At 45.2% G+C, this 23,117-nt stretch carries 19 protein-coding genes and 1 tRNA gene; 5 read left to right on the plus strand and 15 right to left on the minus strand.

Annotation, left to right across the window (positions count from 1 at the left end; genetic code table 11):
* Positions 1-4 precede the first annotated feature (4 nt).
* The gene (locus L4C34_RS16865) at positions 5-1,345 is read right to left on the minus strand and encodes an extracellular solute-binding protein (protein ID WP_428790512.1); all 1,341 of its coding nucleotides are present in this window, start codon (positions 1,343-1,345) and stop codon (positions 5-7) included.
* 572 nt (positions 1,346-1,917) lie between these two features.
* On the opposite strand from L4C34_RS16865, the gene L4C34_RS16870 reads away from it, so the two are divergent.
* Entirely contained in the window at positions 1,918-2,844 is a 927-nt protein-coding gene (locus L4C34_RS16870) for an acyl-CoA desaturase (protein WP_428790513.1), read from the plus strand.
* Positions 2,845-2,983: 139 nt separating this feature from the next.
* The gene (locus tag L4C34_RS16875; RefSeq protein ID WP_428790514.1) at positions 2,984-3,796 is read left to right on the plus strand and encodes a ParA family protein; all 813 of its coding nucleotides are present in this window, start codon (positions 2,984-2,986) and stop codon (positions 3,794-3,796) included.
* A 22-nt stretch (positions 3,797-3,818) separates the two neighbouring features.
* Here L4C34_RS16875 and L4C34_RS16880 read toward each other — a convergent pair whose 3' ends face one another.
* The 3 genes from L4C34_RS16880 to L4C34_RS16890 form a co-directional block, all read right to left on the minus strand.
* On the minus strand, positions 3,819-5,519 hold the full coding sequence (locus tag L4C34_RS16880) for a sensor histidine kinase (RefSeq protein ID WP_428790515.1): 1,701 nt from the start codon (positions 5,517-5,519) through the stop codon (positions 3,819-3,821).
* A 306-nt stretch (positions 5,520-5,825) separates the two neighbouring features.
* Entirely contained in the window at positions 5,826-7,595 is a 1,770-nt protein-coding gene (locus tag L4C34_RS16885; RefSeq protein WP_428790516.1) for a bifunctional lysophospholipid acyltransferase family protein/GNAT family N-acetyltransferase, read from the minus strand.
* 132 nt (positions 7,596-7,727) lie between these two features.
* Complete coding sequence (locus L4C34_RS16890; protein ID WP_428790517.1) at positions 7,728-8,621, minus strand: LysR family transcriptional regulator; 894 nt, start codon at positions 8,619-8,621, stop codon at positions 7,728-7,730.
* 261 nt (positions 8,622-8,882) lie between these two features.
* On the opposite strand from L4C34_RS16890, the gene yegD reads away from it, so the two are divergent.
* A complete protein-coding gene (gene yegD / locus L4C34_RS16895; RefSeq protein ID WP_428790518.1) occupies positions 8,883-10,238 on the plus strand; it encodes a molecular chaperone in 1,356 nt (451 codons plus the stop codon).
* Between the two features lie 77 nt (positions 10,239-10,315).
* On the opposite strand, the gene artM is transcribed toward yegD, so the two are convergent.
* The 4 genes from artM to artP are packed head-to-tail and all read right to left on the minus strand — an operon-like array spanning position 10,316 to position 13,172.
* Positions 10,316-10,996: an arginine ABC transporter permease ArtM gene (artM, locus tag L4C34_RS16900; protein ID WP_428790519.1), complete on the minus strand. Its 681-nt coding sequence runs from the start codon at positions 10,994-10,996 to the stop codon at positions 10,316-10,318.
* Entirely contained in the window at positions 10,993-11,673 is a 681-nt protein-coding gene (locus tag L4C34_RS16905) for an ABC transporter permease subunit (protein WP_428790520.1), read from the minus strand. The genes artM and L4C34_RS16905 overlap by 4 nt, the downstream gene beginning before the upstream one ends.
* 3 nt (positions 11,674-11,676) lie before the next feature.
* The gene (locus L4C34_RS16910) at positions 11,677-12,405 is read right to left on the minus strand and encodes a transporter substrate-binding domain-containing protein (RefSeq protein ID WP_428790521.1); all 729 of its coding nucleotides are present in this window, start codon (positions 12,403-12,405) and stop codon (positions 11,677-11,679) included.
* 38 nt (positions 12,406-12,443) lie between these two features.
* Positions 12,444-13,172 (minus strand): arginine ABC transporter ATP-binding protein ArtP, encoded by a 729-nt coding sequence (gene artP / locus L4C34_RS16915; RefSeq protein ID WP_428790522.1) that lies wholly within the window; start codon positions 13,170-13,172, stop codon positions 12,444-12,446.
* A gap of 344 nt (positions 13,173-13,516) precedes the next feature.
* Here artP and L4C34_RS16920 point away from each other — a divergent pair, with 344 nt between their 5' ends.
* Positions 13,517-13,771 (plus strand): hypothetical protein, encoded by a 255-nt coding sequence (locus tag L4C34_RS16920; protein WP_428790523.1) that lies wholly within the window; start codon positions 13,517-13,519, stop codon positions 13,769-13,771.
* A gap of 119 nt (positions 13,772-13,890) precedes the next feature.
* Here L4C34_RS16920 and L4C34_RS16925 read toward each other — a convergent pair whose 3' ends face one another.
* From L4C34_RS16925 to rpsU, 6 genes are all read right to left on the minus strand, one after another.
* Positions 13,891-15,858, minus strand: a complete 1,968-nt coding sequence (locus tag L4C34_RS16925; RefSeq protein WP_428790524.1) for an SEL1-like repeat protein — start codon at positions 15,856-15,858, stop codon at positions 13,891-13,893.
* Between the two features lie 457 nt (positions 15,859-16,315).
* Positions 16,316-16,392: transfer RNA gene (locus L4C34_RS16930), tRNA-Ile, on the minus strand.
* Between the two features lie 206 nt (positions 16,393-16,598).
* Positions 16,599-18,449, minus strand: a complete 1,851-nt coding sequence (gene rpoD, locus L4C34_RS16935) for an RNA polymerase sigma factor RpoD (protein WP_428790525.1) — start codon at positions 18,447-18,449, stop codon at positions 16,599-16,601.
* Between the two features lie 98 nt (positions 18,450-18,547).
* The gene (gene dnaG, locus L4C34_RS16940; protein ID WP_428790526.1) at positions 18,548-20,308 is read right to left on the minus strand and encodes a DNA primase; all 1,761 of its coding nucleotides are present in this window, start codon (positions 20,306-20,308) and stop codon (positions 18,548-18,550) included.
* 107 nt (positions 20,309-20,415) lie between these two features.
* Complete coding sequence (locus L4C34_RS16945; protein WP_428790527.1) at positions 20,416-20,859, minus strand: GatB/YqeY domain-containing protein; 444 nt, start codon at positions 20,857-20,859, stop codon at positions 20,416-20,418.
* A gap of 28 nt (positions 20,860-20,887) precedes the next feature.
* The gene (rpsU, locus tag L4C34_RS16950; RefSeq protein WP_001145625.1) at positions 20,888-21,103 is read right to left on the minus strand and encodes a 30S ribosomal protein S21; all 216 of its coding nucleotides are present in this window, start codon (positions 21,101-21,103) and stop codon (positions 20,888-20,890) included.
* A gap of 242 nt (positions 21,104-21,345) precedes the next feature.
* Between rpsU and tsaD the strand changes: the two genes are divergently transcribed.
* Positions 21,346-22,365: a tRNA (adenosine(37)-N6)-threonylcarbamoyltransferase complex transferase subunit TsaD gene (gene tsaD / locus L4C34_RS16955; RefSeq protein ID WP_428790528.1), complete on the plus strand. Its 1,020-nt coding sequence runs from the start codon at positions 21,346-21,348 to the stop codon at positions 22,363-22,365.
* 104 nt (positions 22,366-22,469) lie between these two features.
* On the opposite strand, the gene plsY is transcribed toward tsaD, so the two are convergent.
* Positions 22,470-23,069 carry a glycerol-3-phosphate 1-O-acyltransferase PlsY gene (gene plsY, locus L4C34_RS16960; protein WP_428790529.1) on the minus strand — a complete coding sequence of 200 codons (600 nt, stop codon included), beginning with the start codon at positions 23,067-23,069 and terminating at the stop codon, positions 22,470-22,472.
* Positions 23,070-23,117 lie beyond the last annotated feature (48 nt).

The raw sequence follows: 23,117 nt of genomic DNA on the forward strand, positions 1-23,117 counted from the left end.
CTGATTAACTATTGATCGATTTGAATTGCTGCAAGATGGCGGTGCCTTTACTTTGCAGTTTTTCAACGGCTTGTTTTGGAGTTAAGTTGCCTTGGAACATACTCTCAATGGCGTTGTAGCCAGTTGCACGGATCTCTGGGTTAAACCCTAGGTGCATGCCGCGAGTATTGTTGTTGTCGGCTGGCGCGCTTGCTCTATCATCGGACAGCTGCTTATACGCTACTTTGGCACCTGGGTGCGTTTTGAAGTAACCGGTTTTCTCTAAGTACTGCTCAGCGGATTTAGTAACAGTGATATAGCCAGTTTCTTTGGCCCACTGGGCTTGAATCTTGTCGGAAACAAGGAACTTCAAGAATGCCGCAGCGCCTTTATATTGCGCTTGAGAGTGACCTTTTAGAGCCCAGATGGATGCGCCACCGATAATGCTGCGGTAAGGTTTATTGCCTACCGCTGATGGCCAGTATGGGAGTGTAGTGACGCCAAGATTGAATTTGCTGGTGTCTTTAATGTCGGTATAAGAGCCTGAAGACGTCATTAACATGCCGCACTTACCATTTTGGAAATAACGAGTGGGTGCCTCGTCTCGGCCTTTATATTGGAAGGCGTGACTCTTACTCATATTATTCAGCATGGTGATCTGTTTAATGAAGTAATTTGGTTTTGGCAGTAGCTGAGTACTTAGACCAGAGAAACCATTTTCATGGTTACCGTATGGGATATTTTGAATCGCAGAAAAGCTTTCAAACATGGTCCACATAAACCAAGATGATGTTGCGCCACATTGTGGTGCGTTAGGCACTTTGACCAGTTTTTCTGCATCTTGTTGGTATTCTTGCCACGTGCTTGGTGCGTGTTTAATCCCAGCTTTTTTAAACCAGTCTTTATTGTAATATAAAACGGGGGTGGAGGAGTTAAATGGCATCGACATGAGTTGCCCTTCACCATTGCTGTAATAAGACAGTGTTGCAGGAATGAAATCTTTTTTATCTAACTGTTGGCCTGCGTTTTTAAATAGCTCGTTGACAGGGTAGACAACATTTTTTCCTGCGATCATCATAGTGACAGTTCCAGCATCGTATACTTGCGCAAGAACTGGCGAAGTGTGGCTACGTACTGAGGCGATAGTTGCCGTTAACGTGTCAGAGTAGCTGCCTTTGGGCACGGATGTGACTTGGTATTTGTCTTGTGATTGGTTGAATTCTTTGACAATGTCTTGTAGGGACGTTTGCAGGGGGCCAGTCATCGAATTCCAAAATGGGATTTGTACCTTGTCTTGTGCCATTGCATTGGTCGATAGTAAAGTGGCGACAATGACCATTGCTTTCGTCAGGCGAAACTTTCTCATGTGCTTATATCTCTATGATGAATGTAATATCGCGTCAGCCTATCAGTCAAATATGACAAATATTTGACTGATATAAATATGCCACTTACAGATTCGTCAAAATTATCTAATCTCATTCGTCATTCAGATGTAATTATGTTTTTACGAACGTGCGAGTGGCAATGTTCATTTTTTGGCTGCCATTATTGATTATTAAGTCACTAGTGGGTTTATTTGGATGGATATATAAATTCAGCTAATAACCTCGTTGTGGTTGCCATATATACACGTGATTAGCATCTGAGAGGGAATGCCACGTTCTAAATATAATTAACCGCACAAATTCTATATCCTTGTCTTACTTTTTTTGATTGATAGTGATATAAATCCCCGGACGGGAAAATGTGATATGCATTCCAGTGTTTTATAATCACAGGATGTAATACATATTTTCTATAAATGGATTGACGTTAAATATCGATGAGGAGTGTTGGGCTTAACCGATCATATACTCAGGCACCTTAAGACCGTTGAGGTATGGGTTAGGTCGATAGATCAGGATGATTGCAGACAATATAACTAAAATAAATAGAGTGCACTCTCAATACACGTCGAACGCCTATGAGGGCAATGTTCGTTGGCAGCCGGCTAAATCTTTATGGTTTAACTTCCACCTTATTATCTCTTTGACACTAGCACCGTTCTTCTTCTCTTGGTCATCAGTTGGAATATTTATCCTGCTGTTTGTTGTGACTATCTGTTTGGGACACTCGCTGGGTATCCATCGTTTGCTTATCCATCGTTCTTTCTGTTGCCCGAAGTGGTTGGAATACACTTTAGTGTATATTGGCACTTGGGTGGGTATGGCAGGTCCAATTGGTATGTTGGTGCAGCACGATGTAAGAGATTGGGCGCAGAGACAACCACGTTGTCATGACTACTTTATGCACGGCGCTGATCTAATTAAAGATGCGTGGTGGCAGCTCAATTGCGATTTTCGTCTGGCCCATGCCCCGCGCGTGGTTCTGGAAGGAAGAGTGGGCAAAGACGGTTTTTATACTTGGCTCGAAAAGACATGGATATGGCATCAACTCATGCTTGCCGCCATCTTGTTTGCTATTGGCGGGTTGGAGTGGGCAGTGTGGGGCGTTTCAGTTCGGGTGACATTGTCCGTCGGTGGACATTGGCTGATTAGCTATTTTGCTCATACTTGCGGTGAAAGTCATTGGCAGATAAAAGGCGCGGCGGCACAAGGCTATAACCTACGTATTGCAGCGTTACTGTCGATGGGGGAGTCATGGCACAACAACCATCATGCTTACCCAAATTCCGCTTTGCTTGGCTTGCTGCCAGGTGAACATGATCCCGGTTGGTGGGTGTTACTAACGTTAGAAAAACTAGGGTTAGTGACTCATCTCAATCGGCCAAATCTTGATACGGTGCGCGAGGATCTGATTTATCAATCCACCACGCGCCAGAATGGGCTGAGGGAAGCACGATATAAAAGCTTTACCCCTTAATCGTATTTGCTGAAATTCAACAGACACCTAGCGCCCAGTTTCAGTGGAAACTTACGCTCTATCGCACTTTGTGCGCTAGTATTGATTGGCGCTAGGCATGGCGAAGGTATCTATTTGATCTATATGGAGGCAGATATACATGCGAACAATCGTATTTAACCAAAAAGGCGGGGTTGGCAAATCCAGTATTACAGTAAATCTCGCGGCGGTTAGCGCTCAATTAGGGCTCAAAACGTTGGTGATTGACTTAGATGTACAAGGCAATAGCAGCCACTACTTGGGCTATGACATCCAGCAAAAAAGCGATAAGACCATTGCCGATCTCTTTGATCAAACTGCTTCTTGGTTCTCTTTCTCTACGCCTATCAAAGATTTTCCGCACAAAACCGCTCACGATAACTTAGACCTGATTCCTTCAAGCCCCCGTCTGGCGACGATGGAAAATGATTTAGAGCGTCGCTATAAAATCTATAAACTCAGAGATGCTCTGAATGAGCTGCAACCAAATTATGATTGTATCTTCATCGATTCTCCGCCAAACCTTAATTTCTACAGTAAAGCAGGGCTAATTGCCGCTCAGAAGCTGTTGATTCCTTTTGACTGTGATAGCTTCTCCCAACAGGCTCTGATGACCTTATTAGATAACTTAGCGGAATTGCGCGACGATCATAACCGTGATTTAGAATTACAAGGTGTGGTGGTGAATATGTTTAATGCTCAGGCCCGCTTTCCGCAACAGATCATCGAGTCGGTTAAAAGTTTGGGCCTACCTGTGCTCGAGCCATATTTACCGCAATCTGTGAAAATGAAAGAGTCTCACTTTGAGCAAAAACCGATGATCTTTAGCCACCCTAAGCACAAATTGACTCAGCGTTTTTCAGAGTTGTTTGATACGCTAGGGGTGTCAAAGAAAGTGGAAAAAATTGAAGAGAGTAGTGATAGCCTCGATTAGGCGAGTCATTCATGAGGCTAGCTTAGCTTGCGCTATGTTCAACATTTTTATTTTCGGACTCTACTTCTAACTGGCTGGGGAAGATTAATTTGAATTCAATTCCTTCCCCTAACGTACTAGAACAGGTAATACTGCCTTTGAGCGTTTTGGTCGCTAGAGTATAGATAATATGTGTGCCAAGCCCACTACCGCCACGATCTAGTTTGGTCGTGAAGAAACGTTCGAAGATATTCGAACGATTGTCTTCCGACACCCCACAGCCGTTGTCTCGATAAACCAATTCGATATTGTCATCCGATTGATTGATAACAATATCAATCGTACCTTGGTCCAATTCTTCAAAACCATGTACAAACGAATTTATGATGAGGTTGGTTAAAATCTGTGATAACGCACCTGGGATGGTATTGACGAGTATTTCCTTCGGACAGTGCAGGTTGATCTTGTGTTTGGTTTTTTTGGTTTGCGGACCTAGGCTGGTCAAGATGTCTCCCACATATCGCCTTAGCTCAAATTCCCGTTGTTTCTCACTGGTCTGATCGACCGCCACCCCTTTAAAGCTTTGAATCAGCTCCGCCGCCCGCTTAATATTGGAAACAATGATTTGTGAAACCTCTAAGGCGTCTTCGGTGTAGTAGGTAAATTCTTTAGCACTGAGCTGCTCAGAATTACTCTGTTCAATAATCCGCTCTGTTTGTTCTATAAGATGCGAAGCTGCTGTCATCGATATTCCGATAGGCGTATTGATTTCGTGGGAGATACCCGAGACAAGCGCGCCAAGGGAAGCCAGTTTTTGTGTTTCGACAAGATTGCTTTCGGCCTCTTTAATTTTCTCGTAAGAGCGTTTTACTTCTTCTGTACGCTGCTGAATTATTTGCTCTAAGTTAGCTTTATGTTCAATGAGCTCACCGTTGATTTTGGTGAGCTGAGCTTCTTGAGAGTGCTGTTCGATAAGCGTTTGTTGGAACTTTTTCACCGCTTCTGAGAGTTCATTGAGGTATGGGTCATGTAGTGCTGGCACGGTTACATCTTCGTGTCCATGAGACAGTTTGACGAGTGCGCTGTTGATTTTGACGATGTCTTGGGTCATTCGCTTGGAAAAATAGAGCGCTGAAATAATCATAAGGGCGATGAAAAAGATGGCGATGATAGAGATCAGGTTATGATCACCCCTGGAGTCAGTAATTGTTTGATATTGATCCATCAACTCGTGCCAGCTGTGCCGCATTAATGCTTGAGATGCGGCAATAATATTGTGCATTGCGATATCGGCGTTCAACAATTCCTGTTTGGCCAGTTGTGGGTTGGTACCTGTCAGTTCTAATGCGGCAAGCGCCGCTATTTTATAGTTGATGAAGTTGTCATTAATGGTTTTGTAGATAATTTTATTGTCGGCTAATTCGTGTTTATTCTCGGTGAGAAAGCGATTGATTTTGATTTCAGTGGCCAAAATACTCTGGACAATCTCTCTGCCTAAAACATGAACTGTTTCTTGATCTTGCGCTTCAAGTTGCGCGCGTAATAATGACGATAAATCATTGTGCACTTGGGTGAGGGTCATCACCATTTCAGAGAAATTGACGATTTCTGGGATCTGTTTTTTTTCTAGCTTGGAAAAAATTTCGGAGTGCTGGTAAATCACATTGCTGGTGGCAATGTAATAAATAATGGTCAGCATAATACCGAGAATAGGGGCGAGTAAAAATCGGCCGCGAATAGACATGGACCCTATTTCAGATTTTGATTTCCTTCTCCTTTCTGATGCCACGGGTGAGTCGTCCTTGTCGTTTACCAAGGAAAAGTTAGGCGCGTCGTTGAAGGTTGGCTATCAATAGCATACTTGCCATGGTATTGAGCAATCCTGTTGCTGTGCTTCTGTATTTTCTCCCATTACACCTTCCTTGCGCTGTTTGGTTCGAACCCGTTTTGGTAATTATAGACGGATTGTGTGAAAGGCAAGGGAAGGAAGGAAGATTCAGCTATTCAAACGCCTTATATTCTTTGTGGTTGGCGTTTGAATACCATGAGATTAGCAAGCCATTGATAGACTATGGTAACGGCGATAATTCTCAGCTTTCTCTGATCCCATATAGCGCTCCAGTGTGCGTGACGGCACCGCATTAAGATCAACGACGATCAACCCATCTAACGCGTTATTAAAATTCGGGTCAACATTGAAGCAGACCAACTTTCCTTTTAAAGCTAAATACTGACGCAGTAAAACGGGCACGTGTTTACCGTGATCAATTCGTGCGATAACCCGTGACAAAAGCTGTAAATCCCCTAAGGCACTGAGCTGTTGGTTATCCCAGCGCTGCGGACGTTCTGGTAAAGGGTGGGAGGCACTGACGTAGCGCGCTCGATCGTGATCGTAGTGATGCAAAGTCATTGCATCGGTGAGCAGTTGGCGCGCTTGTGAGCTGTATTCGTTGCTAATGCTCACAGGGCCAAATAAATGCGTGTAGTCTGGGTGGCGGCTGACGAAGGTTGCAATGCCTTTCCATAGTAGTAACAGGGCGTTGAGGCTCTTTTGATATGCGCCAGAGATCACTGAACGGCCTAGTTCGATGGATTTCCCCATTTTGCTGATAAATTGCTCATTGTAGTTAAATAGCGTATTGGAATATAACCCGACAAGGCCTTCACGTTGCACTATTTGATCGACTAGCCCCAGACGATACGCCCCGACTAAGCACTGGTTGTTGCTGTCCCAGACAAATAAGTGCTGATAGTATGCATCGAATTGGTCGAGGTCAATTGCGCGGCCTGTTCCTTCACCGACGGCTCGAAAATTGATTTCCCTTTGCCGGCCAATCTCTTGAATAAGCGCAGGGATACGTTGGGCGCTGGTGCAGTATACTTCGAAGCCATTAGAGCTCAGTAGGTGGTCGTCTTCAGGGATATGTTCAATATCTTTGAGGAGCGCTTGCTGAGGTAGAGGTGCCGCGATGGTTTGGCTAGAGTTCGAAAGTAGAGCTGGGTAACGAGTTGTGGTATCGACAGACGAATGCAGCAAATAGGTGTTGAGTCGTAGATAGCTGACCATGTCATCATCCGTTAAGTTGTGAATTTCTTTATATCGAATGCTGTCACCGATGGCGATATTGATTGAGCAATTTTGTTTGTTGAGTAGCTCTCGCCCTAACATTAGCGTGCGTAGCATAGGATGAATTTTGCCAGCCATGTAAAAACGGTTGGAGTTACTGCCTTCAATGTACATCGGCAGCACTGTCGCTTTGCTTTTTTTGATTAGGGCGCTCAATGAACGGCTCCAAGGCTTATCTTCTACTCGTCGAGATTTTATATCGACCAAATCGGACACTTCTCCAGCCGGAAACATCAGCAACAAACCTTGCTGGTGCAAGTGCTGGTAAGCCGCGCGAAAAGCTTTAATGTTAGCGTGGTGAGCTTGCTGCCCTTGAAATACATCGACGCCAATGAACAGTTCATTTAATTCAGGCACAGATTTTAGATGGTGGTTTGCTAGGACTTTTACGTCAGGACGAATCATTAACAGCAGCTCAGCCAAGATGACCCCTTCGACACACCCCAACGGGTGATTGGCCACAATAATGGTGGCGCCATGGGTCGGTACCTGCTTGAGCTCTCCGCTAGTGATTTGGTAATCAATGCCCAACACTTGCAGGGTATAACGTAAAAAAGCGGCCGTATCGCAACCGACGGGACGCTGCGCATAGAACTTGCTCAATTGATGTAGGCCAGTGGCGCGCTCTGCAAATTTTTCGCCGATGCCAAACGGCGTTTTTCTAGGTAAACGAAACGGGCTAACCATGTCCATACAAACCTCCAAACTGTCTCTGCTTATTCTGTTGTCGGATTACATCGTAGGAAATCGATGTGACAGCAGGAATTCACTGGAGTGATAGAACCATGACGACTTGATGACGCTCAGATTACAGGCGCCTTCTTGTTATGAAGTCGGAAAAGAGGAGAGTAATTGTTCGGTGAGAGTGGCGTAGCGCGCGGGTAATTCTCGGCCACGCTTGTGAATCAAAAAAAGCGTTTCCATGACCGCTTGATGCTCTTCAACCACGTGGAGTTTGCTCCGCAACGCAAAGTTTTGTATCGCGCTTTCTGGTAACACCGTAAAGCCCAGCCCCTGTGCGACTGGCAGCAGTATTTGACTCAGCTGATTGATATATCCGGTGCGAGGAAGTTGCTCAAAGCGAAGCTGAGCAAGTTTCGCGTCGCCACATAAATCGAGATAAAGCGAGAAATAATGTTGTGCGTCGGGGTGATCAATTAGGCCGCACTGTTCGAGCAATTCTGGAGTGACGGTTTGGTGTTGCAAGTATTTTGGTAACACTAAACGCAGCGGCTCTTGGCCGAGCTCTCGTCCTCGGTATAAACCTAGACTAGAAATATGCGTCACAATACCAAGGTCTATTTGCTCAGCTTGCACTGCATTGAGTATGGTCTGGTTGGGGGCTACTTCTAGGTGAATGCGTAACTCTGAATGCTGTTGTTGTAGCGGTAACAGTTTGGGGTATAAGCGCATGGCGAGGGAGCCCGAGCACGCGAGTCGGCACTCACCTGAATAAGGGGAATCGAAGTTGAGCCTTTCCATTAGGCGTGCTTCTTCTTGGCTACGTTGCAAGGCGAAGTGATACATCAGCCGTCCCTGTTCCGTTAGCTCGACAGTCTTTTTATCCCGTTGCACCAGAGTATGTCCGCACGCTTGCTCCAGTTTTTTTAGGTGTTGGCTGACTCCCGGTTGGGTCATATGCAGTCGTTCCGCAGTTTGCGTAAAGTGCCCGATCTTTACCAAGGTTTTAAAGGTATTTAGCCAAATAGGGTTCAGCATGCTCATTCCTTATCTGATAATAAAATATTATTACTATGGTTTTTAATCATAACAGATCGGTCCTATCCGGAGGGTTGGTGGCAAGATGGAATGATTGACCCTCTTTAGAAATATAAGATTTTCTACCGATGATGATCTTGTTGTTCAATCGGATGAACATATCGTTAACTGGTCCGAAATCTCATCGATCGTGTCTAGTATTTGGTCGTTGCTTCAGGTAGGATCTCGGCCCTTTTTCGAGTAGTGATAGAGAGGTGAAGGATGTTTATTGGCTTTGATTATGGGACGGCGAATTGCTCGGTTGCAAGAATGATTGATGGCAACCCTGAGCTTTTGCCAATTGATGGTGATAGCCACTACATGCTTTCAGCTTTATCGGCTCCTACACGCGAGTCAGTCTCTGAGCATTTGTTTAAGCATCATGGTATTAAGCCAAGCGACAAGGTTGGTGAGCAAGTGCTGCGCCGAGCAATTAACCTCAATCGTGAAGAGGATCTCTCTATATATCCAGAAGACATTGCTTTTGGTCAAACGGCGCTCGATCGCTACCTAGAGGATCCCAGTGAGCTCTACTACGTAAAATCCCCCAAGTCATTTCTGGGAGCTTCTGGCTTACATGACGTTCAGATCAGTTTCTTTGAAGATTTGGTGTGTGCCATGATGTCCAACATCAAACACAATGCTGAATCTTATACCCAGCAGTCCATAGTTGATGCTGTGATCGGTCGGCCTGTCAATTTCCACGGCATAGGTGGCGAAAGAGCGAACGCGCAAGCTGAGTCTATTCTAAGAAGAGCCGCTAGCCGAGCGGGCTTTCGTCATATTGAATTCCAATTCGAGCCTGTTGCGGCGGGGCTGGAGTTTGAAGCTACTTTGGAACAAGATCAGTTGGTATTGGTGGTCGATATTGGTGGGGGTACGACCGATTGCTCATTGATTGAAATGGGGCCAAGTTGGCACGGTAAACATGATCGCACGCAAAACTTGCTGGCACATAGTGGCCAGCGCATCGGCGGTAACGATTTAGATATCCATCTAGCGTTTAACCAATTTATGCATGAGTTAGGTCGTGGTAGCAAAACGTTATCTGGAATAGATATCCCAAGAACCCAATTTTGGAATCCAATCGCCATTAATAACGTGGTCGCGCAGAACGATTTCTATGGTCGAGCCAACCTGCCAGTATTAAAGCAGTTATTAAAAGAAGCGCAACAGCCAGAGAAATTAGCTCGCCTAATGAAAGTGTATAGCGAGACGCTGGGTTATAACTTGGTTCGTAAAGCGGAAGAAGCCAAAATCGCTTTGTCTGAGCATTCCAGCTGCGAGGTGGCATTAAAGATACTGTCTGAGAATGATGTATTACTAGGCGTGACACGCGATCAAATGGTCGATGCCATTGAGTCACCGCGGGCTAAAATCGTGGAATTAGTGGATGAGGCTGTCCGGCAAGGCGGGCGTACGCCAGATAGGATTTTTATGACGGGCGGCTCAGCACGTTCTCCTATTTTACGCCAAGCGGTGGAATCCCAGTTGCCATCGATTCCAATTGTCAGCGGTAACTATTTTGGCTCAGTGACCGCGGGGTTAGCTCGTTGGGCTGACGTGTGTTTCTCGTAACTCTGTTAAGCAGAAGGTAATGCCGTAAGTACCAAGAGAGCGGATCGCTTCTCTTGGTACTTTTTCCTTTCGCCTCGTTATTGAGGAGTCAGAGAAGGCTCGAACCGCAAGGCGCTCTTTTCCATCATTCGAAACGCGAGCGTTAGCACGCTGTTGATAGCAAAATACAATCCGCCTGCAATGCTAAAGACCACTAGAGTATCGTAAGTCATTGTGTTGATGCGTTCGGCATACCCCATTAGGTCCATAATAGTGATAGTGCTGGCCAGTGATGTTCCCTTAAAAACCAGAATTACTTCGTTGGAATAAGCAGGAAGCGCTCGGCGCAAGGCGTACGACAGCAAGATTTTTAGCCGGTATAGCGTGGGTAATCCCAAAGCTCGGCAAACTTGGTGCATTTCTTTGGGAATTACATCATAGGCCCCTTTAAATAGCTGGGTGGTGTATGCCGCTGTATTGAGCGAAAAGGCGGCGATGGCACAAAACCATGGTTGCTGCAATAAGCCCCACATTGGCGAGTGACGAATCCACGTAAATTGGCCCGGCCCATAGTAGACCAAATAGATTTGTACCAAGAGTGGCGTGCCAGTGATGACGACAACGATAGCTTTACTGACATGCAGTAAGACAGGGATACGCAGAACAAGGGTAATCGTCATCATTAACGCGAGAACAATGCCCACCACCACGGAAGTGGCGGTCAATTCTAGGCTGGTGAGTAGCCCATGTAACATTTGATAAAAATAGGTTTCGTTCATCCTGCCGCCCCAGAGTGACCATGAATATGGAATTTCCGCTCAATCATTGTTATTCCGCGTTTACTCAACAGAGTAATGGCAAGGTAAATAGCGCCAGCACTTAGATACCAGTTGAAGTAATCACTGGTGCCTGTCGCGGTGACATACGCCTGACGCATCAGCTCCGAGGCACCAATCAAGGATACCAGTGCCGTGTCTTTGAGGAGTACCAGCCACTGGTTGGATAATCCTGGAATTGCATGCATGACCATTTGTGGAAACACAATGCGTGTGAGGGTCGTGAACTTAGATAAGCCCATCGCTCGCGCTGCGTGGAATTGCCCTAAAGGCACAGCTTTGAATGCTCCGCGTAGTGTTTGCGTGGCGTAGGAGGCGAAGATCAGCGCCAGAGCAACAGAACCAAGCCAGAACGGACTGAGCTGAACATAGTGACCTGTGAGGGCAAATAACGCGGGCGTAGAGCCAAAATAGATAAAGAAGATCACCAGCATTTCTGGTAACCCTCTAAATATCGACGTAAAGCCCGCGACAAACCAACGCATAGGTGCGAACGGAGACATTTCCATCGCCGAGAGCAGTACCGCCATCACCATGCCCATCACTAGACTCAGCGCCGCGATTTTCATAGTGATGACCGCTGCGATCAGCAACTTTGAGGTGTAAGCGGATAGCATCATTATTTATCCAAAGTAGTGTTGGTAAATTTTATCGTAGCTGCCGTTGGCTTTAATGGCTTGAAGCGCTTGATTGAGTTCCTTGACTAACTCAGGCTTACCTTTATTCACCGCGATGCCAAAGCCTTTACCAAAGAACTTTTCATTGGTAAGTGGTGTTCCCACTAGGTGGAGATCTTTGTTTTGTTTCATCCAAGTGGATACCACCGCCATGTCGGCGAAGATGGCTTGTACACGACCAACTTTTAAATCGTTCATGGCATTTTGGGCATTTGGATAAGCCACGGTGTTTATCTGAGGCATTTCGGTTTGTAGGTATTGCTGCTGAGTTGTGCCATTTTGCACGCCGACACGGATACCTTTCAGTGACGCTACTTTGGTTAATCCAGGATCTTTGCTCACGAAACCGACTTCATCAGGAAGGTAGGGCTGAGTGAAATCAACTTGCTGACTACGCGCTGCGGTAATGTTCATTGCAGACGCTGCAGCATCGTATTTACCATATTTTAAAGAAGGAATAATGCTGTTGAAAGGGACGTTATGAAAATGGCATTCTGCATTCATTTCTTTGCAGAGAGCGTTGGTAATATCAATATCGAAACCCGTGAACTCGCCTTGAGAGTTGAGTGATTCAAATGGGGGGTAGGTGGCATCAGTTTCGAAGTTTAAAACGGTTTTTGCAAAAGTTGGGACCGAAACCGTTAGTGCCAAGCACCCTAAAACAACTTTGTTCATGTTTACTCCTAAGAAATAGAAATCAGCAGGATCGCCGACTAATGAGATAGATAGTGTTCAAATTCTGGCGTTTGGGGGTTATCAAATGCCCTATAGCATCCATGTTCGACGACTTGGCCTTGCTCCATATACAGTACGTGGGTGGCGACTTTCTTCGCAAAGTCGACGTCGTGAGTCACGATCACTTGTGTAATACCGGATTGAGCAAAATCGAGGATCAGCTTTGCAACTTCATGAGTTACGGTTGGGTCGAGGGCCGCTGTTGGTTCGTCAAAGAGCAGTACATCAGGTTGCATCATTAAAGCTCTAGCTATGGCGACCCGCTGCTGTTGTCCGCCTGATAAAGCCAGCGGCCAACTATCGGATTTGTCGGCAAGTTTGAGCTTTTCGAGTAGCTGGATGGCTCGAGGGTATGCCTGTTTTTTAGTCTCTTTACTGACACGTTTTGGCGCTTCAAGTAGGTTTTCCATGACCGTCATATGTGGCCACAAGTGATATTGCTGGAACACCATGCCGACTTTACGGCGTAACTCGAGCCCTTTTTTTTCTGTGATGATGTTTGCGAAGTCAAATTCTTGGTTGGAAACTGATATCTGCCCTGATTGGCCAAGCTCAAGTAAGTTTAGCATTCTCAATAATGAGCTTTTCCCTGCGCCACTAGGGCCTAAAATGACAAGGATTTCTCCCGTTTCACATTTAAAGCTAACGTCGCTTAATACCTTAAAGTCGCCATAGAACTTGTTTACCTTGTTTGCATAAATACTCATTTGGTGACATCCATCACAATCAACGTTGATTCATCCTATCGTCGATTTTTCTTTTTGTAAATAACTGTTAATGGCATTTATTGTACTTATCGCACACTTTTAGTTAGATTTGTCGTGCCTTGTTAACTTATTTTCGTGACTTGTTATTCATTTCGTTGCGACTTTTTAGGGCGGTGTAACTAGTTTGGTGCAACGAAGGTATGTAGTTTAGAGGTGCGTCACTATCGGCAAAGCTTGCGTGACAAAGATTCCTAGGCTACCGGTGAGAGAGCTACAATTACAAGATTAAGGCGACCAAATACCAGTGAGTGTCAGCATACCAATTTGTGTTGTAAGGAAGGGAAATGAGCCTAGAAATAGCTTACCGAGATTATTTCATGAGTACGCAGCAGGAGATTTTATTAAGGGCTGAATTTAATCAAGAAGATACAATGTCCACTATTGGTGCGTTGCGTGCAATGATGATTGCGTTCCAAGCCGCGAGAAAGTATGAGGTGGTTGATTACTTAAAGGCTCAATCTCATTTACTGACAAAAGATTGGCATCAATTGGAAGGGGTTATCAGCAACGTGTACAAGTATTTATCGCCGAAAGAGTGAGTATTTATTTCGGTGACTGTTCGCTATGACTATTTGTATTAGCCTAGTCTCTTGGATGTGTTTCTCCCAGTTATTTGGAAAGCAGCGGCTATACAGCCGCTGCTTTCAGGGTTGACAGACTACAAAGCGTTGTTTGACCCATTGATCACTTTTTCAAGTGACTTAGCATATATTTCGGCTTGCTTTAACTGAGTGCCAGAAAGGATGGGTTTCATTCTTTGCTCTTCACTTAAAGCATCTTTACTGCCTCCACTTTTTGCCAATTTTAGCCAAGCATAAGCTTTGACGTAATCTTGGTCGACGCCGCTTCCATTTTCATACAAGCTAGAAAGGTTTTCTTGAGCGGTTGTGTTGCCTTCAATTGCGGCGAGTTTATATAAAGCCCCGGCACCTTGATGACTTTTTTTCACTCCGTGGCCATAATCGAACATAACGCCAAGATTGTTGATAGCATAGGTATCATCCATAAATGTTTTTTCGTAAAGCTTTTTAGCCTTCGAGTAATCTGTTACCCCTTTTCCGCCATCATACAAGTAAGCTAGATTGAACTGGGCGTTGGTATTGCCTTGCGATGCTGACTTTTTAAACCAAGTGATCGCCACTTTGTTATTCTGTTGGACTCCCCAGCCATTTTGGTAGAGTCGACCGAGATCGTTCTGACCATGTTCGTCGCCTAAGCTTGCGGATTTGAGGTACCAAGCTGCCGCCGTTTTATAATTTTTTTTGACTCCAAACCCTTTCTCATACATCCAACCAATCATATCTTGCGCGTAGCTATCGTCACCTTTTGCCGCTGCTGTAAACATGGTCAATGCTTTTTGGTAGTCTTTCTTATAACCGTGTCCATATAAGTACATGGTTGCAATGTTATCTGTTGCCGATTTGCTACCATTCGCAATGGCTTTGTTATACCAATAGCGTGCTTTATTGTAGTCATGAGGAACTGTGATGCCATATTGATAGAATCTACCTAGGCTATTTTGAGCATCGGCATTGCCATTTAGCGCCGCCAACTTGTACCAAGTGTAAGCCCACTTTTTTTGTTTTCTAAATAGTTTCCCATCTTCAAAGAATCGGCCCAATTCATATTCAGCTTGGGCACTGCCATAAAATGAGGCTATTTCGTATTCACCAAACGCATTTTTAAGGTTTTTAGAGGTGCCGTGACCGAACTCAGCCATGTAACCTAACTCCAGCGCAGCATCAGCATCGTGGTTTAACATTGCTTTAGAGTACCATTGAATAGCGAGGTGATAGTTTTTGTCTATACCTGTACCAGACCGATACATATTACCTAGGTTATATTCAGCATCGACGTTCCCTTGCTTCGCTGCTTTTTGGTACCAGTCAAAGGCGGTTTTTTTATTTTTTTGAACGCCTAAACCGTAATCATAAAGGTACCCCAGAGATACTTGGGCTTCCGCGTACCCTTGCTCCGCTGATTCACGATACAGCGATTTAGCTTGTTTGTAGTTTTTAGATACGCCTTGTCCATTTTGATATAAATGACCTAATGCTTCTTGCGCTGCTGAATAGCCTTGACTGGCTGATTTTTGATACCATACAGCAGCGGCTTTGTAATCTATTGATACAGCATAGCCCTGTTCATAGGCATACCCTATGTTGTATTCGCCGTATTTATTGCCTTGCTGGGCCGACTTTAGATACCAAGCCGTTGCTTTTTGGTTGTCGATGTCCATACCACGACCAAAATAGTAAAGGTTACCTAACCCATTTTGCGCAGTGGCGTTGCCCTTCTTTACTGCTTCCTTATACCACTTGGCGGCGATCTTATAATCTTGTTTAACGCCGTCACCGTAGTAATACATATCACCTAAGCCACTTTCAGCCTTCGAGTTTCCTTGTTGTGCTGATTTCTCGTACCATATTTTAGCTTCAAGACTGTCTTTCTGAACATCGATGCCTTTGTAGTACATCTCCCCTAGTTTTTCTTGGCTTATCGCGTCGCCAGATTTTGCTTTAGCGATGAGGCTTAATGTTTTGGGAGAAGGAGCAGAGATCGTTGAGCATGCTCCTAATGCTAGTAGGGATAATGCCGCGACTGTGACTTTGGTTTTGGGATTCATCTTGAACCTTATTATTAGATATGAGGATATTAATCTTTCTGGGGCACTGAGCGGACTTGATGGTTTGATTGCGAATTATCAGGTCGCACAGTGAATGTAACCCTGCGGTTGGCAGACGGAAAAATAATGCTTACGGATTATATATCACTACAAGATGTAAGAAAATGTAAGCGGTCATAGGAGGAGTGTGCATATAGCTAAATTTAAATGAAGTTTCAGTGCTGTAGATAATAAATACAAGTTCTAGTATTTAGATGGGGAAATAGCCAAGAGGACTTTGACCTAGGTAATTATCAACCAGTGCGATGTGTTTGGGTGTCAGAGGATTGGTTTAAATATTTCTTAAAAAGGTAGGTTTTTTGAGCTTGTTTTGATGTGAGCGAATAAGCCGCTTGTTTAGCAACAATTAGATAGCTTAAATAGGGCAGTGGTAATAACCGCGGGGAGTAAGTAAAAATGGTGGGCCTTCCCAGACTTGAACTGGGGACCTACCGATTATGAGTCGGGTGCTCTAACCAACTGAGCTAAAGGCCCATTTTTACTTTAGCGACTTCGCTTGTGTTAAGGGTTAACTTAGCGGAGCGCTTGGTAGGTGGATGATTATAGGGGAAGCGTGCGGTAGTGTCTAGACGTGAGCTGGTGGATATTCACTTGTTTTCTAATAACTTGGTTTAAGTGGTCAAAAAAAAAGCGAGCATCAGCTCGCTTTTCTAAATATGACTAAAACTTATCCAGTTCAGTTACTCATCTAGGAAACTACGTAGAGTTTCAGAGCGACTTGGGTGGCGAAGTTTTCTAAGAGCTTTTGCTTCGATCTGACGAATACGCTCACGTGTTACATCGAATTGCTTGCCCACTTCTTCTAGAGTGTGGTCGGTATTCATATCGATACCAAAACGCATACGCAATACTTTCGCTTCACGTGGCGTTAGACCAGCCAATACATCTTTAGTCGCCACTTTAAGGCTTCCTGACGTAGCTGAGTCTAGTGGAAGCTCAAGCGTAGTATCTTCGATGAAATCACCTAGATGCGAATCTTCGTCGTCACCAATTGGTGTCTCCATCGAAATCGGCTCTTTAGCAATTTTTAGCACTTTACGGATTTTGTCTTCTGGCATTTGCATGCGTTCAGCCAATTCTTCCGGTAACGGCTCGCGCCCCATCTCTTGCAGCATTTGGCGAGAGATACGGTTCAGTTTGTTGATCGTTTCGATCATGTGAACCGGGATACGAATGGTACGTGCTTGGTCGGCGATAGAACGAGTGATAGCCTGACGGATCCACCATGTAGCATAAGTAGAGAACTTATAACCACGGCGGTATTCAAACTTATCAACGGCTTTCATCAGACCGATGTTACCTTCTTGGATTAGATCCAAGAATTGCAGACCACGGTTGGTGTATTTCTTCGCGATAGAAATAACCAGACGTAAGTTCGCTTCAACCATCTCTTTCTTCGCGCGGCGAGCTTTTGCTTCACCAATCGACATACGACGGCTGATGTCTTTAATGCTTTGTACAGTAAGAGACGTCTCACCTTCGATAATCTTAAGCTTAAGAATCGAGCGGCGAATATCTTCTTCGAACGATTTGATCTTCGTTGCGTATGGTTTATCTGAAGCCAATACTTCGTCGAGCCACGCTTCGTTCGATTCATTGCCTGTAAATAGGGCAATGAATGACTTCTTCGGCATCTTTCCGTACTCAACGGTTTGGCGCATGATAAGGCGCTCTTGAGTACGAACACGATCCATAGAAGTACGCAATTCATTGACTAAGTGATCGAACTTTTTCGGTGTTAGGCGGAATTCGCGGAACACTTCTTGAACGAGTACTTGAGCTTGAGAAGCGACTTTGCTATCACGGCCATGTTCTTTCTCTACCAGCTGGTAGTTTTGGAACGTGTCGCGAAGCGCAGTGAATTTCTCTAGCGCTAACTCCGGATCTATACCGGTGTCTTCTTCCTCGTCATCGTCATCGTCGCTGCTATCATCATTGGTTTTATCTTCATCTTCCAGATCGCTTTCAGCAAGCTCTGAACCAATGTGTGTCGCTGTTGGAGCCGCGGTTTCGTCTTGGTTTGGATCAACAAAACCAGAAATGATGTCGGTCAGACGAAGCTCTTCAGCTTGAACTTTGTCAAACTGCTCTAGAATATAAGGAATAGTACCTGGGTATTCAGCAACGGAGCTTTGTACTTGGTTGATGCCATCTTCAATGCGTTTAGCAATGTCGATTTCGCCTTCACGAGTTAGCAGCTCTACCGTGCCCATTTCACGCATGTACATGCGAACGGGATCAGTAGTGCGGCCGATTTCGCTTTCTACACTTGATAGTGCAGCAGCAGCGGCTTCAGCAGCGTCTTCATCAGTAATTGCGTTGTCATCATTCAGTGCAAGATCATCAGCATCAGGAGCCGTTTCCACGACTTTAATGCCCATATCATTGATCATCTGAATAATGTCTTCTACCTGTTCAGAATCTACGATCTCTGCAGGTAGGTGGTCGTTAACTTCGGCGTAGGTCAGATAGCCCTGTTCCTTGCCTTTAATAACAAGTAGTTTGAGCTGTGACTGCGGATTTTGATCCATAGACGGTATCCAACTTCGTATCTGGTGAAGGAATTAGTATGCGAAATGCAAACCACGAATACTAACAAATTTTTTCATTGCTGACTAATCAAACAGGGTTACGCTTTTAAATCAAGCATTAAAGCTTGCAGCTCCCTTTTTTCCTCGGTTGATAAACCGATACTTCTTGCTTTGGCCTGCAGGTTCTCAATTTGTTTCTCAACGCACTGGGCCAGTATATTGTCCAGTGAGTCTAAAAATATATCTTCTTGATTGTCTTCATTGAGTGGGATGTCCCAACTTGCAAGACGAGACAGAAGAGTCTCATTTTCAGTGCTGCGCCAGCGCTCTAGCAGCTGACCAGTTTTTATATGGGGGTGAGTATGGCAATAATCAAGCACCTCAATCAACAAACTCAGCCCAGGCAGTGCTAATTCTTTCACGCTAGAGAGATCTGGCACCATTTCAGCATAGCTCGGATTTTGAATTAGCAAAGCAATAACCGCCCTCATCGGGGTACGTTTAAGCGGCTTTTGATTGCTGTTCATTGAGGCGCTGCTTGATTTTCGCTTACGTCTGAACTGATTATCGAATCCGGTACGTTCATCCAGTAGTTTTTCAAGCATCTCTTGAAAATACGGATCAGGGATTTTATTGATCAGTTGGCTCGCTTGCGCTCTCAGTGCGGATTTACCTTCCTGACTGCCCAAGTTTATCTGATGCAACTCGATCAGGTTATCGAATAAGTAGCTCGACAACGGGATAGCGTTCTTAATTTGTAGCTCAAAGGCTTCGCGGCCATTCTGGCGAATGTAACTGTCAGGGTCTTCACCGTCTGGTAAAAACAGAAACTTGAGTGTATTGCCACTTTTTAAGTAGCTGAGTGCATTTTCTAGCGCTCGCCATGCGGCTTCTTTACCGGCTCGGTCACCATCGTAACAGCAAACGACGGTGGGTGTTTGCCGAAACAGTAACTGTAAGTGATCACCTGTGGTCGAAGTGCCCAGTGAAGCAACCGAATAATCTACATCGTACTGTGCGAGTGCGACCACATCCATATAGCCTTCAACCACGAGAATTTGTTTCGGTTCACGATAGGCTTGTAGCACCTCATAAAGGCCATATAGCTCTTTGCCTTTATGGAAAACCGGTGTTTCGGGTGAGTTGAGGTATTTGGGGGTGCCATCGCCAAGAGTGCGCCCCCCGAATCCGATCACTCGACCTCGTCTATCGCGGATCGGAAACATGATTCGGCCGCGAAAACGATCGTAGCGGTGTCCTTTATCATTTTCGATCAGCATACCGCCCGACATCAACATATCTTGGGTATCTTGCGCTTGTCCAAAGTTTTTACGAACTAGGTCCCATTCATCGGCCACATAGCCAATGCCAAACTTTTGTACGATCTCACCAGAGAGGCCACGACCTTTTAGGTAATCAATCGCGGGGCGGTTGCCAGATAATTTGAGTTGCTTACGATAAAATTGGCTGATGCCATTCATTAGATCGTATAAGTTTCTTTTCTGTTCGCTGTTAGCTCGAGGCTGAGATTGTGTCGACGGCTGGTTAGGGTTACGTTGCTCTCTAGGTACATCAAGGCCAAGCTGGCCTGCGAGTTCCTCAATCGCTTCTACAAACTCTAAGCGATCGTACTCCATCAAGAAGTCGATGGCGTTGCCGTGCACGCCGCAACCAAAGCAATGGTAAAACTGCTTTTCTTGGCTAACGCTAAAAGAGGGGGTTTTCTCGTTGTGGAACGGGCAGCACGCACCGTAGTTTTTCCCTTGTTTCTTAAGTTTCACTCGGGCGTCAATCACATCAATGATGTCTAAGCGAGCAAGAAGGTCATCAATGAAATGTCGTGGGATATGTCCAGCCATAAAACCTAACAAATAAGAAAACGAGGAGAGATAAATGTGTGTACGTTAAATACAAACAAACCGCGCGTCCCAGAGGGTAGCACGGTTTGTTGCAATTTTATGGGAGATTAAGCGAGTTTAGCGCGAACTAATCCACTTACTTTACCCATATCTGCGCGCCCTTGAATCTGAGGCTTAAGCACGCCCATCACTTTACCCATGTCTTGCATGCCCGCAGCATTAGATGAAGCGATTGCATTGCTAATCAAGGCAGACACTTCTTCGTCAGTTAGGGGTTGAGGCATAAAATCCCCAAGGACAGCGATTTCGGCCTGCTCGACATCGGCAAGATCTTGACGACCTGCTGATTCAAATTGAGCGACAGAGTCGCGACGTTGTTTAACCATTTTAGTCAGCACGGCAATGATGTCGTCGTCACCAAGGGTGATACGTTCGTCGACTTCACGCTGTTTAATGGCTGATAAGGCTAAACGAATAGTGCCAAGGCGCAATTTGTCCTTGGCTTTCATCGCTAGTTTTTGCTCTTCTTTGATTTTTTCAATTAGAGCCATAACTGGTATCCTTATAGAAACCTAGTTATTAGTACAGGCGAACGCGACGAGCGTTTTCGCGAGCAAGCTTCTTAGCGTGACGCTTTTGAGCTGCTGCTTTAGCGCGTTTGCGAACTGTAGTTGGTTTTTCATAGTGCTCACGACGACGCACTTCAGAAAGAATACCTGCTTTTTCGCAAGAGCGCTTAAAACGACGTAGAGCAACGTCGAACGGTTCGTTTTCACGTACTTTAACTACTGGCATATGCCTTTCACCTCAGGGGTTATTCGTTAATGCTGGCATCTGTGGACTAAAATCAAACACCATAGTGTGCTTTGATTGGTCGCTCACCAGCTAGATCAAAAATGGTGCGGAATTTTAATCCGATCCTAGTTACTTTGTAAAGCACTTTGTCGATTATAGTCTGTACAAAATTTGTTTGCTGGAACGATGCGAGGTAAGATTGCGGCAATTTCAAATATTAGGCACAGCCGACTAGGAAATATATGCGCATTATTGGCATTGAAACCTCTTGCGATGAGACAGGCATTGCAATTTATGATGATGAGCAAGGACTTCTTTCTCATCAACTATATAGCCAGATCAAATTGCACGCTGATTATGGTGGTGTGGTGCCAGAGCTAGCCTCTCGTGATCATGTAAAGAAAACCATTCCGCTGATCAAAGCGGCGCTTGCTGAGGCGAACTTAACCTCAAAAGACATTGATGGTATTGCCTATACTGCAGGACCGGGATTAGTTGGTGCACTGATGGTTGGCGCATCGATTGGCCGCAGTATTGCTTACGCTTGGGGTGTACCTGCGATCCCAGTCCATCATATGGAAGGGCATTTGCTCGCCCCTATGCTGGAAGACAACCCTCCACCGTTCCCATTTGTTGCTCTTTTGGTATCGGGTGGGCATACCATGTTAGTTGAAGTCAAAGGGATTGGTGAATACGCCATTCTGGGTGAATCGATTGATGATGCAGCAGGGGAAGCCTTCGATAAAACAGCCAAATTGATGGGCTTGGATTATCCAGGCGGCCCTATTTTGTCTCGACTCGCAGAGAAGGGGACTCCGGGCCGTTTCAAATTCCCGAGACCAATGACAGATCGCCCAGGCCTTGATATGAGCTTTTCAGGACTCAAGACTTTTACTGCCAACACCATTGCAGCACAAGACGACGATGAGCAAACGCGCGCTGATATTGCTTATGCGTTTCAAGAAGCCGTGTGCGATACCTTGGTTATCAAGTGTAAACGAGCCCTGCAACAAACGGGGATGAAGCGCATTGTTATTGCTGGCGGCGTTAGTGCTAATAAACAGCTAAGACAATCCTTGGAAAAGTTAGCCAACAGTGTTGGAGGGGAAATCTATTACCCGCGCACTGAATTTTGTACTGATAACGGCGCTATGATTGCTTATGCGGGTATGCAGCGTTTGAAAGGCGGTGAAACGGCTGATTTAGCCATTCACGTTCGCCCGCGTTGGCCGATTGATGAGCTTCCACCGATTGCGAAGTAGTCGTTAATGTTAAATGCTAAAACGGTCGCTTATGCGACCGTTTTTTGTTTTGAACTCTATTTGTTTACGCTATTGCTAATTGCTAATTGCTAATTGCTAATTGGTTATTGGTCTGGGGTTTTTTCGCCAATTTTAGGCTCTGTGCCTTGTAGTAAGCGGCGAATGTTTTGGTGGTGTCTTAACACTATTAGGCAGCACAACATAGCGACGGGTAACGTGTAATGTGGCTTTATCATCCAAGTATATAAAGGAGTGAGTAGTACCGTCACAATGGCCGCTAAAGAGGAATAACGGAAAATCACTACGATCGCCACCCATGTGGCCACGATGAGGCTCGTTAAGCCCAAACCAATTGGCGCAACAGAGCCAAGCGCAGTCGCGACGCCTTTTCCGCCTTTAAAGTGGAAAAATATTGGGTACATATGCCCTAAGCAGGCGGCGATGGAGACGACACCGAGCATAATCGAGTCAATGCCAAGATAATAACTGCCCCAGACCGGAATCGTTCCTTTGAGCATGTCAAAGAGCAGCACGTATGTGGCCGCTTTTTTACCGCCAATTCGAAGTACATTGGTCGCGCCTGGATTATGTGAGCCCGTCTGACGAGGGTCTGGCAACGACATTAATCGGCAAACCAATACCGCACTCGAGATTGAGCCTAGTAGGTAGGCAAAAATGATCATCACAAGTGTTAAGGAAGTCATGGAGTTCGTACCGATTGAAGTTAATGCTCTAGGGTCATCTAATGGTAT

The organism is Vibrio profundum, assembly GCF_050337555.1.
Classification (GTDB): domain Bacteria; phylum Pseudomonadota; class Gammaproteobacteria; order Enterobacterales; family Vibrionaceae; genus Vibrio; species Vibrio profundum.